Source organism: Vibrio sp. RM-41-2B (assembly GCF_024744415.1).
GTDB classification, from domain to species: Bacteria; Pseudomonadota; Gammaproteobacteria; order Enterobacterales; family Vibrionaceae; genus Vibrio; species Vibrio diabolicus.
This window is the reverse complement of the sequence record NZ_JAMQWD010000040.1, coordinates 158,105-169,860: the sequence shown is the minus strand read 5'-3', so window position 1 is coordinate 169,860 and position 11,756 is coordinate 158,105. Positions and strand designations below refer to the sequence as shown.

Genomic DNA, 11,756 nt, shown 5'->3' with positions numbered 1-11,756 from the left:
GAGGTCATCATAAATAGCAAGCAACACAACTCGCTTTGGATAATATAAATTATCAAAGCAAATTTAATAATGACGAAACATTAGACGTTTTAATTAAGATAAAATAAAGCGTCGTAAAAGTTCAATCACTGCCACTTATATCTTATATAACTTAAAATTTGGTAAGCTTTACGAAGAAGGGAATATTAAAACTTATGAAAATTCAATTATCATTAGAACAAATGATTAATTAAATTTACCATATAAATAAGAAGTGCAATGGTGTTAGGTGATCGCGATCAAGTTTTATTTTTATCGCATATTACTCTTCAGGTAAATAAGAGAGTTGTAATAAATTGCAAATACCTTAATTTAATTAGCCTTGCGGTCAATTTAGAATAGTTACTCCACAATAAATTGAAAGGAAATCACACTCTGTGATTCCCTTTTATTTTCGAGTGCAAAGAACCAATGCTTTTCGTTAACTAAAAACGCAAACGATTCGCACTATTGCAGTTTCTCTATCCCCATATTGAACAGTGCAAAGCTATAAATATCTGCATTTGTCTCGATTATTTTACGCGTTGGTGTGCCAGCACCATGTCCTGCATTGGTTTCGATGCGAATCAAGGTCGGATTTGAACCCGCCTGTTTTGACTGCAACTCAGCAGCAAATTTGTAAGAGTGAGCAGGAACAACACGATCATCATGATCACCCGTTGTAATCAATGTTGCTGGGTATTCCACCCCTGCTTTTACATTGTGCACTGGCGAATAACCTTTCAGATATTGGAACATCTCTTTACTTTGCTCTGCCGTACCGTAGTCATACGCCCAACCAGCACCTGCGGTAAAAGTATGATAACGCAGCATGTCCAGTACGCCGACTGCTGGCAGCGCCACTTTAAACAGCTCTGGACGTTGCGTCATAACTGCCCCCACTAACAAGCCACCATTCGATCCACCGTTAATGGCTAACTTGTTTGATGACGTTACCTTTTCATCAATTAGAAATTCAGCCGCCGCAATAAAGTCATCAAACACATTTTGCTTTTGCATTTGAATGCCAGCGTTGTGCCACTCTTTACCATACTCCCCACCGCCACGAATGTTCGCTACCGCGTAAACACCACCAAGCTCCAACCAAGCCGCACGTGTCGGGTTAAAAGATGGTGTGAGGCTGATGTTGAAACCACCATAACCATATAGGATGGTTGGTGCACTGCCGTCCATCGGTGTCCCTTTTTTATAGGTGATGATCATCGGCACTTTTGTTCCGTCTTTTGAGGTGTAAAACACCTGGCGAGAGTCATACAAAGCTGGATCAAATGGCGCTTTAGATTTGTAGTACACCTCGCTATCACCATCTTTGATGTTCAGACGATACGTAGTGCTTGGCATCTTGTAGTTGGTGAAAGAATAGTAGACTTCGGTTTCATCTTTTTTACCCGAGAAACCGTATGCGCTGCCAATATCAGGCAATTTGATTTCTCGGATGAGTTTGCCGTTCATGTCGTATTGCTTCACCATCGAGATCGCATCAACAATATAACTCGCAAACAAATTGCCACCCGCGGTAGAAACGCGTAACACATTCTTTGTTTCAGGAATCAAATCTTTCCAGTTTTTGGGCTGCGGCTGACTCGCATCCACCGTCACGACGCGTTTGTTCGGCGCGTTAAGGTTCGTAACCAAGTACAGCTTCGTGCCTTGGTTGTCTATCACCCAAGTATCAGAACTGGTGTTATCTAAAATGGTTTTAAGCGGGCTGTTTGGCTTACTCAGATCTTTAAAGAACAGTTTGTTACCCGATGTCGATACGCTGGCTGAGATAAACAAGTAGCGTTCATCATCTGACGTATAGCCGCCAACATAACGGTATTTCTCTTCCTCAAAGCCGCCGAAAATCAGCTGGTCTTCACTTTGCTTCGTTCCAAGTTTATGAAAGTAGAGCTTGTGTTGATCTGTCTTCGCGGAAAGTTCACTCCCCTTTGGCTTGTCATAACTCGAGTAATAGAAACCTTGATTGCCGAGCCAACTGATGCCGCTGAACTTAATATCCACCAGCGTTTCACCGACTGGCTTTTTGGTTTCTGTGTCTAACACAATGACTTTGCGCCAATCGCTACCGCCTTCCGAAATGCTGTATGCGACCAAAGAACCGTCTCGTGAAAAGCTCACTCCCGCTAACGATGTGGTGCCATCCTCACTAAAAGTATTTGGATCGAGGAAAATTTCTGCGTCACCATCACCTAACTGCCGATAAAGCACATCTTGGTTTTGTAACCCGTCATTTTTGTAGAAATAAGTGAACTTACCCTCTTTGAACGGTTGGCTTTGCTTTTCGTAGTCCATGAGCTTAGTGATGCGCTCTTCAATCTGCTCGCGGTAAGGGATTTTCGACAGATAATCAAACGTCACTGCATTTTGTGCCTTCACCCATTCTGCGGTTTCTAGGCTGAGATCGTCTTCCAACCAGCGATAAGGATCACTCACTTTTGTACCAAAGTAGTCATCGACAACATCCACTTTTTGTGTGATTGGATACGTGATGGCTTTCGGGGTTACTTGTTCAACCGACGACTGCGCCGCTTCATTTGCATGCGCCACAGACAACACACTTCCGAGTGCGAGAGCCGTTGCTAATGTTAGGGTGTTCTTTTTCATGAAATTCCTTTTTATTTTTCTGTTGTCTTTTTGTGCAATACATCAGAACTCTACTATATATCGACAAAATGAATCTAATTTCATTAAACGAGTTGTGAAAGCCATCCTAACTCCCTCATTTCCTGCCAATTCTACATACCGGTAAGTGGCGGTGTAGAGCTTGGGAGCAATACTTAAGAGCTACGATGGCGTTTACCCTCTTTCGTCTAACTCAGTTCGATTTGACGCAAAATCCCAGACTCAGAAGCGAAATCTTGGTCGTGACTAATCAGAACAAATCCACCTTTGTATGCATTTAACGCCTGACTAAGCATTATTTTTGACTCGAGATCGAGATGGTTATCTGGTTCATCAAGCAGCAGCAAAGGCTGGGAGTGTTGATGGCTGACGATCAGCATTGCGAGCTTCATCTTCTCGCCACCGCTTAGTACGCATCCCAACCGAAACACAGCGTCTCGACGAAAACCGATCCCTGCCAGTAAGGTTCTCGCTTCACTTTCCGTCATCTCTTGGCAGGTCTCCATTACGTTCTCAAGTAACGAAAGATTTGGATTCACTGCGCCAAAGTGTTGGTCGAGATAATACAAGGGTGTATTCACTTGCAGCTCACCACTCAGCAACGACAACTCGCCAAGCAACGTCTTTAACAAGGTTGACTTTCCGCAGCCATTTTTCCCTTTGAGATGGACTTTATCGTTCGCAAAAATCTGCAAAGTGATAGGAGTAGAATCCCCAAAAGGCAATATACCTTCTTGTACCGACAACACTTTTCGCGAACGGTTCGGATTATCTGCAAGATAAAGCTTTTGCGCTTTGAGCTGCTCATGTCGCGATAGCAACGCCTGTTCTTTGGCTTGTAAATGCGCTTGTCTGAGTTGCTCATTCTTATTGCGATTTGAGGCGCTGGCGGTCGCGCTATCCTTTTTTCCATCAAGCAAAATTTTGGGCTGACTGCCGTCTTTGCGCAGTTTGTTCCCTTGCGCGGCGCGTTGGTCTGCTTTTTCGCGATTTTTCTGGGCTTGCTCGGCTAATCGTTTTTTCTGTTTATCGACTTGCGCTAACTGCCTTTCGACCGCTTGTAACTCAGTGCGTTTTTGCTCGGCATACACATCGTAATTTCCACCAAAAACCTGTAAGCCTAGGCCCGAGAGTTCCCAAATTTCCTCCATTGCTCGCAGCAGCTCACGATCGTGACTGATGAGTAAAATCGCGCCACCGAAATGCCTCATAGACTCTATCAGCCATTGTTTCGCCTCGGTATCGAGGTGATTGGATGGCTCATCGAGAATCAAAAGCTCCGCTTCGTTTTCAAACAATTGCCATAACTGCAAACGCGCCAACTGCCCCCCGCTGAGCCGAGCACAAGAGAAATCAGGGTCTTGCGGCAAGCCCATCGCAGCAAGCTGCTGTTTGAGTTTCGGTTCAATATCCCACTGTTCGCCAACCAGTTCGAACCAATGATCAGAAACATCACCTTGTTCAATCTGCTTTAAAGCATGCAAGACCGAGTCTGTTCCCAGAAACTGGGCGATCGATTGCTGACCTGAAAGCAAATCAGACGGCTGCTGGCGATACATCATGAAAGAAGAGGGAGAAGTCACAACACCGCTGGCAGGCTGAGTTTCGCCCGCCAAGATGGAAGCCAAAAGCGACTTACCGATGCCATTGCGCCCAACCAAACCAACACGTCGTTTAGTCATGGAACAAGAAATAGACTGGAATAGCGTCTCGCCATTATCAAACTGATGGCTAACATTAAAAGCTTGTAAAACTGGCATAATTTGCCTCCTGTATGACAGGGACAACAGCCGTAGCTATGATTTGAGATTGCAACAAAACGCGTGCACAAACGCATTAAGCTCTATGTAAAGCTCGACGATAAACGTCAAATCAAAAATTTGTCTTGTTGCAAAGAAATATCGGAAAGTGAGCTACGCCTACTAACCCTGCAGATCCAAAAAATCAGTAAAAAATATGGATGACAGGTTTAGTTCTTCATGTTGGCGTAATCTCCTAGAGAAATGATTTGCGAAGTTTAGCGGGTTTTCTGACTAAAAAGCAAGCAGCATTATTTATCAAAACTTTGAACGATTTCGAGATCTTATCTACACAAATTTTGCCCAAGCCATACTATGCTTACAGTAAAGCTAATCCACATAAGGGCGTGGTAATGAAATACAAACATATCCTTGTTGCACTCGAACTGTCCGATGAAAGCACAGTTCTGATCGACAGAGCCGTAGCGATGGCTAACTATCTCGACTCCGATATTTCATTCATCCATATTGATGGAACTCACGGGGAAATTTATCGTGAGCTCGTAGACATTAAAGAGAACCCAGACCAAAGGCCGCTGAATGAGCACTCTATGGAATGTTTGAGAACATTCAGTGAGTACATGGATTATCCACTCAAACACTTCTTCGTGGGTACTGGTGATTTAGCCGATAAGCTCGAAATTACCATCAAAGAGCAAGAAGTGGACTTGCTGATTTGTGGCCATCACCAAGATTTCTGGAGCAAAATCATTTCCTACTCAAGACATCTTATCAACAAGTCACCAGTCGATATTTTAGTCGTTCCTATTCATGATTAATTAGAATTTGACGCTTGCCAAAACCACCAACTTATTTGGTGGTTTTTTATTGATATTGAAACAGCTTAAGCACTTTTCCAAGCTAGCTTGACGGCCATTTATGAGTTACATTTTCTAACCAACCTGCGCTCCTACCGGGCATGGTTATTTAGATAGCAAGGATCCTTATGGCGAATAAAAAAGTATTAATTCTCTTTGCTCATCCTTCCCAGCATCGTTCAGAAGTGAATACTCCACTTTTCAAAGAAGCTCAAAAAATTGAAGGCGTGACATGTGTTGATCTCTATGGTGAATACCCTCGTTTCGATATCAATATCGACCGTGAACAACAACGCTTGCGTGAGCATGATGTAGTGGTTTTTCAATTCCCACTATATTGGTATTCAACCCCAGCAATTTTAAAAGAGTGGCAAGATCTGGTTTTGGAGTATGGCTTTGCTTACGGCACTGAAGGAACCGAACTACAAGGTAAAACCATGCTGTGCGTACTTTCGGCCGGCGGCAAGGAAGAAGCCTATAAAGCCGAAGGCTACAACCATTTTACGATTCGGGAACTGCTCGCTCCTATTGAGCAAATGTCAGCGCTCACGGGTATGCACTACATTGCGCCTCTTGCTTTGTTCGGCGCACGTACTGCCGAAGAAGAAGGACGAATTCCCCGTCATGTCGAACGGTACAAAAGCCTGCTAACAGCATTAGTCGAAGATAGACTGGATGTTGAAGCAGCTGCGTCATTAATCAAACTCAACAGCGCACTTCCGAAGCTCATCAAGGAGGCTTCATGACAGGGATATTCTTACAAGCCTTCGTGTATTTGATTGCCGCTGTAATTGCGGTACCACTTGCCAAGCGTTTAGGGCTCGGTTCCGTTTTAGGTTACCTCATCGCTGGTGTGGTAATTGGTCCAATTATCGGTTTAGTCGGTGAAGAAACAACGACAATTCAGCACTTTGCCGAATTTGGCGTGGTGATGATGCTATTCCTAGTGGGGTTAGAGCTAGAGCCTAAAATGCTCTGGTCAATGCGAAATCGTTTAATGGGCTTAGGCGGCCTTCAAGTTGGCGGTACCATCGCGGCGATTATGGGTATTGCCCTGTACTTTGAGCAGCCTTGGACCATTGCCTTAGCCATCGGCTTGATTTTCGCCCTTTCTTCTACCGCGATTGTTTTGCAAACTTTTAGCGAAAAAGGGTTAACGAAGACAGAAGGTGGACAAAACGCGTTCTCTGTTTTGCTTTTCCAAGATATCGCTGTTATCCCGATGTTGGCCTTTATTCCGTTGCTGGCCCTGCCAGAGTTAGTCGAACAAGCACAAAATGCCGTTCAAACTGCTGCGCAGCATCATGACGATTTAAACCTCGTGGCCGATTTACCGGGCTGGGCGTACGGAATCGTGATCACAGCATCGATTGCGATTGTCGTCGTTGGTGGACACTTTTTAAGTCGACCTCTGTTGAGCTATGTTGCTAGCTCTGGGCTGCGTGAGATTTTTACCGCCACCGCATTGATGCTGGTGATCGGCATCGCAGCACTGATGAGTTTAGTTGGCTTATCTCCTGCCTTAGGAACCTTCTTGGCTGGCGTTGTATTGGCGAACAGCGAATTCCGTCACGAGCTAGAGTCCAATATCGAACCATTTAAAGGGTTGTTGCTGGGTCTGTTCTTCATCACCGTCGGAGCTGGGATCAATTTCTCGGTTCTATTTGGTGACTTCTGGTTGATCATGGCACTGACCATTGGCGTGATGGTATTAAAGGCCTTGGTGCTGTTTATTCTCGCGCTGATATTTAGAGTGAAAGGCAGCAACCGCTGGCTGTTTACCTTAAGCTTGGCTCAAGCGGGTGAATTTGGTTTTGTGTTGCTAAGCTTCTCTGTGCAAAACCACGTCATTCCGTTTGAACTCTCGCAAACGCTTGCGCTGGTTGTTGCTATCTCAATGTTCTTAACGCCAGGTTTGTTCATTCTATTTGACAAATTAATACTGCCGCGTTTTGAAACTCAATCAAACGAAAGGGAAAGCGATACGATTGAAGAAAAAGGCACAGTAATCATCGCTGGTATCGGCCGTTTTGGTCAGATTGTTAACCGCTTGCTTGTTTCTAATGGTGTAACAACAGTGGTGCTCGATCACCAAGCTAACCAAGTCGATAACATGCGCCAGATTGGCACTCGCGCTTATTTCGGCGATGCGACTCGACCAGATATGCTGCACACTGCAGGCATCGAGCATGCGGCTGCGTTGGTCGTCGCAATTGATAACCAAGAATCGAGTGTGGAGCTGGTGAAGTACGTCAAACACACGTACCCCAAAGTAACGGTGATCGCACGCGCCTTTGACCGTGGTCACGGCTATCTTTTGCGTCAAGCTGGGGCTGATATTATTGAATCGGAAACCTACCATTCCGCATTGGAGATGGGCGGTCACACGATGAAAGCACTCGGTATTCATCCCTTCTTTGTTGAGCAGCAAAAAGCGACATACAAGCGTGTTGAAGCACGCAAGTCCGAGCTACTCTACAAAGCTTGGGAAGATGATTCTGAAGGCGAACGTTATGACAACAATTTCCGACAACTGTTTATTCAGTTAGAGGAAAAAATGGCGGAAGAGATGCAAAAAGATCGCCATGACAAACTCTCGCGCTCAGAACGTGGTTGGACGCCACCGCCGAAAGGTTACGCCGATGACTTCAATGAAGATAACGTTCAAGAACTAACACCGCCGAGAGAAGAGCCGCTCTGACGGTAACTTGCTCAATATTAAAAACCTCCCGCTTGGGAGGTTTTTCTTTTTCAGTACAGAGCCACATGCCGTGCAGGATAAAATGATCTTCTCACGAGATTACATAAGATCATTCATTAAAATCTCATACTCTTCGTTTGCTTCTTCCACTAAGTGAGAAAGCTCTAACGCATCAGTAACTGCAAGATTGAACTGCCACGGAGTTGTGTCTTCTTTACCACAGATTCGAGTTTCACACCCACGGCTCTCAAAAGACAAATCATCAAACTCTGTGGTATGGCGCTCTTGAAGTTCTACAATCTCAACTTCTAATTTACCGACAGGGTTAACTTTAACGTGAGCATGTAAATCTGAACTGTTAGACAAACAATAATCTCTATGAACCGCAATCATGGCCGCCTCCTTGGTCTGCCAACTGACAACTCACCCATGAGTGTAGACGAGGGAGTTTGAACGTGGGGTGAAATAATAATGAAGATTGATCTGTCTCATTGGAGTAGACAATTATTGTTGTGCTGGTATGAGCCGGTATGAATCTCATCTGATTTAAATCGTTCCTAGATCACAAGAGTTGGCATTTACCGAGACTTTCCCTATTATCGAAACAAATTTACTGTAGTCATTCTTTAGAGGTCAGTATGGAGCTTGAAGCCGTCGCTAAAGCACTAAAAGAGTTAGGGCATCCTACTCGTTTAAGTATTTACAAAGAAGTTGTCAAAGCGGGATACAAAGGTATCGCGGTAGGCGGCGTACAAGAAAAGCTTGGCATTCCTGCATCCACTCTCTCTCATCATATTTCTAGTCTAGCCTCAGCCGGGCTTCTCACCCAACGTCGTGAGGGGCGAACCCTTTTTTGCGTTGCAGAGTACCAATGTTTAGATGATGTGATCGGCTTTTTAAAGGCTGAATGTTGCGTTAATGAGTGCTCATAACCTCATAGCAGAGGCGAAAGACTTCGGTTTTACATTAGACTTTACCCGTTCTTTGAATGACCGCCGACAAACATAAACACCGAGCTCGCTAAGCTCGGTGTTTTATTTTTTAGTTTTCGACGAGCAACATTGAGGCTTTAGGTGGCACAATTAACTTACCGTCAGATGGAACGTCCTGATCCGTCATCAAATCCACCCAGTCGCCATCCATTTTCAATGCCAAAGACTGCTGACGCTGCGATTTATTAAGCACGACAATGCCTTTGCTCCCTCGCTTAAATACCAGTATATCATCGTTACCTTCAAGAACACTCATCGACTCGCCATGCGTCATATTATGGAATTGGATCATTTTCGCCATTCGCGGATCGTTCCATGCGCCTTGCCATCTTGGCTTGCCATTTTTATCTGTAATACCGCTAGTGTTTAAGTCGGTATAAACCAATGGCACACCACCATCGCGGCCTAGAATGTAGGCATAAGCTAACCATTCGTTTTCCTCATCCATGATCAGATCAAGAAAAACGTCATTGTTAGGAATGTCATGCGTGACAACAAATGTAATGGCGCGACCAGGCGAAAGGGCCTGACCGAAACAGTATGGGTCAATCAACGACTTGAAACTGCCCTTTTTAGCAAACGCCTTAAAAATGGTCGAGAACAACGGGAAATCGTAAGCGCCTAAGCGAGTTTCCTGTAAATACGGCTCAAGAAACAACTGATACTCTTCTTCCGTCGCACCGCCATCGGTAATAATTTCGCCAAATATATGCACATCGCGCGTGATGTCGTCTGTCCAAACACGTTTAAGATGCTCTAACGTCATGTGTTTCGCGGCATCAATACGAAAACCTTTCACACCAATGGCTTTCAGTGCTTTTAGGTAAGCGCGTTGCTGCTCAACGACATGGTCACAAACACGGAGGGTTGGCAAGCCAGGATCGGTTGGTCCACCTGTGATGCGTCCATTTTGTACCTGCCATTTATCTTTCCAGTCTTTAATACCGAACGCTTCAACAAAGTCCTCTTCATCAAAAAGCGGTTGAGATAAGTCGCCAAATAACGTTAGCGACTGATATTTCTGTTTGTTTTGTTGGTATTCCTCCAAGACCTCTTGCCTTGGGTATTGGAGGTCTCGGCGAAGGTGGGCCTCATTTGCCATATGGTTAAACACCACGTCAGCGTAAACCCACACGCCAACTTGCTCCAGTTCACGAACCATACGGATAAAGTCTTTGGTATCACCCAACGCATTGTCGATGACACGGTAATCTTGAGGTTGATAGCGCTGCCACCAGCGATCATCGTGGGCGCTTTTCATTGGTGGCGAAACCAACACGGAGCCGTAACCTAGCTCGTGGATTTCTTTTGCTCGTTGGGCAATGTCAGCATACTTCCAATCAAACGCATGTAAGATAACATTCGCACCGAATGATTGTATTTCCTGTGAGCCACTCATGTTGTTCTCCTACTCGTTTTCACTCACGATTACTTGTTTGCATTTTTTTGTGAATGAATTCAATAGTCGAAATTATAAGAGCTATTCATCAGACGCCCTCACCCTTTTCGCCCTAACTCAAGGCTGAAAATGAAGGCGTAGTGACTCCTCCATTGCCCAAGTAGAAACGGTTCTGGACGTAAACGAGTAGATGACATTCAAGCACACCGCACACAAAACACACTAAGTCATTGTTTTGTATTGAAAAAGATTACATTCAAAATATATGAAAGAAAATGCCCGGGTACGCCCTAAAGGAGGCCAAAGACTAAAAACAGCCAAACCACTCTATTGAGTAACTAATTTTTAATAAAGTGAAACTGGCAGGTGGATCACGTTTGGCGCGTATTCAAAATAGCCCCCTTCTGCGTATCCCACCTTAAAACATGGAAGATTACCGTTTGTATCTATCCCGAAATGACTTCAAAATGCGGAACTTAGCTTATGCCTATTGGTATGAATTACCTTGGAGGGTAATCATGAATATCAAAGAGTTTTCTAGCCTCGTCGGCTTGTCTGCTCATACACTTCGATACTATGAAAAAATTGGCTTACTTAAACATGTCCATAGAAACGCGAGTGGGCATCGAGTGTATAGTGCGAAAGATCTAAGCTGGATTAGCTTCGTAAAGCGATTAAAAGAAACTGCAATGCCACTTGAAGAGATTCTGGAATATGCAAAATTAAGGGAAGTCGGCTCAGAGTCTGTACGACAACGCCAAGCCTTGCTAGAGCAACACCAAGAAAACCTCAAGCTCCACATTGAACAGCAGCAAAAGCACTTAACGGCTCTAGAAGAAAAAATTGCCTTGTATAAAAGCGGAAAAGTTCGTTGACTTAGAGTTAACTCTAACGATTAAGGTATGTTTGCATTTATTCACTAGGAACATATCAATGGAACAATTACGCTTTAACAAAGGATTAGAACTACTCTCTCACATTGATGGCGACGCTGGTCATAACGTCATCGAAAGCTTACAAGATATTTGCCCAGATTTAGCTCAGTACACCATTGAGTATCCGTTTGGCGATATTTATGCTCGTCCAGGCTTAGACCTAAAATCGAGAGAAATCGCAACCGTCGCCGCGCTAACGGCAATGGGGAATTGTTCGCCACAACTGAAAGTACATCTCAATGCAGCACTGAATGTAGGCTGCAGCGAGGCTGAAATTAAAGAAGTCATCTTACAGATGTCCGTCTACGCAGGGTTTCCAGCGGCATTAAACGGCATGTTTGCCTTCAAAGAAGTGCTGGCGGAAAGAGCAGAGTAATCACGACGTTGAAATCAATTTAAAGGCAATTAAAAACGGCCCTTGGGGATCGGGCCGTGATTTAAACAACGA

10 protein-coding genes are annotated in these 11,756 nt (G+C 44.5%); 6 read left to right on the top strand and 4 right to left on the bottom strand.

What is annotated here, in order from left to right; genetic code table 11:
• Positions 1-486: 486 nt before the first annotated feature.
• Positions 487-2,646, bottom strand: coding sequence for a prolyl oligopeptidase family serine peptidase (locus tag NB463_RS18345; RefSeq protein WP_258431321.1), 2,160 nt, complete (start codon positions 2,644-2,646; stop codon positions 487-489).
• A gap of 206 nt (positions 2,647-2,852) precedes the next feature.
• Positions 2,853-4,424 carry an ATP-binding cassette domain-containing protein gene (locus NB463_RS18340; RefSeq protein ID WP_258431320.1) on the bottom strand — a complete coding sequence of 524 codons (1,572 nt, stop codon included), beginning with the start codon at positions 4,422-4,424 and terminating at the stop codon, positions 2,853-2,855.
• A 392-nt stretch (positions 4,425-4,816) separates the two neighbouring features.
• Here NB463_RS18340 and NB463_RS18335 point away from each other — a divergent pair, with 392 nt between their 5' ends.
• The 3 genes from NB463_RS18335 (at position 4,817) to NB463_RS18325 (ending at position 7,982) form a co-directional block, all read left to right on the top strand.
• Entirely contained in the window at positions 4,817-5,242 is a 426-nt protein-coding gene (locus NB463_RS18335; RefSeq protein ID WP_005392539.1) for a universal stress protein, read from the top strand.
• A 167-nt stretch (positions 5,243-5,409) separates the two neighbouring features.
• On the top strand, positions 5,410-6,027 hold the full coding sequence (locus tag NB463_RS18330; RefSeq protein WP_005392538.1) for an NAD(P)H-dependent oxidoreductase: 618 nt from the start codon (positions 5,410-5,412) through the stop codon (positions 6,025-6,027).
• A complete protein-coding gene (locus NB463_RS18325) occupies positions 6,024-7,982 on the top strand; it encodes a monovalent cation:proton antiporter-2 (CPA2) family protein (RefSeq protein ID WP_046873745.1) in 1,959 nt (652 codons plus the stop codon). The genes NB463_RS18330 and NB463_RS18325 overlap by 4 nt, the downstream gene beginning before the upstream one ends.
• Positions 7,983-8,081: 99 nt before the next feature.
• Here the strand turns inward: NB463_RS18325 and NB463_RS18320 are convergent, their stop codons facing one another.
• On the bottom strand, positions 8,082-8,375 hold the full coding sequence (locus tag NB463_RS18320) for a hypothetical protein (RefSeq protein WP_005392536.1): 294 nt from the start codon (positions 8,373-8,375) through the stop codon (positions 8,082-8,084).
• A 245-nt stretch (positions 8,376-8,620) separates the two neighbouring features.
• Between NB463_RS18320 and NB463_RS18315 the strand changes: the two genes are divergently transcribed.
• Complete coding sequence (locus NB463_RS18315) at positions 8,621-8,914, top strand: ArsR/SmtB family transcription factor (protein ID WP_005375388.1); 294 nt, start codon at positions 8,621-8,623, stop codon at positions 8,912-8,914.
• 109 nt (positions 8,915-9,023) lie between these two features.
• On the opposite strand, the gene NB463_RS18310 is transcribed toward NB463_RS18315, so the two are convergent.
• Positions 9,024-10,373 (bottom strand): alpha-amylase family protein, encoded by a 1,350-nt coding sequence (locus NB463_RS18310; RefSeq protein ID WP_258431319.1) that lies wholly within the window; start codon positions 10,371-10,373, stop codon positions 9,024-9,026.
• Between the two features lie 518 nt (positions 10,374-10,891).
• On the opposite strand from NB463_RS18310, the gene NB463_RS18305 reads away from it, so the two are divergent.
• Both NB463_RS18305 and NB463_RS18300 read left to right on the top strand, forming a co-directional pair.
• The gene (locus NB463_RS18305) at positions 10,892-11,248 is read left to right on the top strand and encodes a MerR family transcriptional regulator (protein WP_005392533.1); all 357 of its coding nucleotides are present in this window, start codon (positions 10,892-10,894) and stop codon (positions 11,246-11,248) included.
• A 58-nt stretch (positions 11,249-11,306) separates the two neighbouring features.
• On the top strand, positions 11,307-11,684 hold the full coding sequence (locus NB463_RS18300; protein WP_258431318.1) for a carboxymuconolactone decarboxylase family protein: 378 nt from the start codon (positions 11,307-11,309) through the stop codon (positions 11,682-11,684).
• Positions 11,685-11,756 lie beyond the last annotated feature (72 nt).

Excerpts from the sequence above, each read along its gene's own strand:
- NB463_RS18345 (WP_258431321.1), bottom strand. The coding sequence starts at position 2,646 with ATGAAAAAGAACACCCTAACATTAGCAACGGCTCTCGCACTCGGAAGT.
- NB463_RS18340 (WP_258431320.1), bottom strand. The coding sequence starts at position 4,424 with ATGCCAGTTTTACAAGCTTTTAATGTTAGCCATCAGTTTGATAATGGC.
- NB463_RS18335 (WP_005392539.1), top strand. The coding sequence starts at position 4,817 with ATGAAATACAAACATATCCTTGTTGCACTCGAACTGTCCGATGAAAGC.
- NB463_RS18330 (WP_005392538.1), top strand. The coding sequence starts at position 5,410 with ATGGCGAATAAAAAAGTATTAATTCTCTTTGCTCATCCTTCCCAGCAT.
- NB463_RS18325 (WP_046873745.1), top strand. The coding sequence starts at position 6,024 with ATGACAGGGATATTCTTACAAGCCTTCGTGTATTTGATTGCCGCTGTA.
- NB463_RS18320 (WP_005392536.1), bottom strand. The coding sequence starts at position 8,375 with ATGATTGCGGTTCATAGAGATTATTGTTTGTCTAACAGTTCAGATTTA.
- NB463_RS18315 (WP_005375388.1), top strand. The coding sequence starts at position 8,621 with ATGGAGCTTGAAGCCGTCGCTAAAGCACTAAAAGAGTTAGGGCATCCT.
- NB463_RS18310 (WP_258431319.1), bottom strand. The coding sequence starts at position 10,373 with ATGAGTGGCTCACAGGAAATACAATCATTCGGTGCGAATGTTATCTTA.
- NB463_RS18305 (WP_005392533.1), top strand. The coding sequence starts at position 10,892 with ATGAATATCAAAGAGTTTTCTAGCCTCGTCGGCTTGTCTGCTCATACA.
- NB463_RS18300 (WP_258431318.1), top strand. The coding sequence starts at position 11,307 with ATGGAACAATTACGCTTTAACAAAGGATTAGAACTACTCTCTCACATT.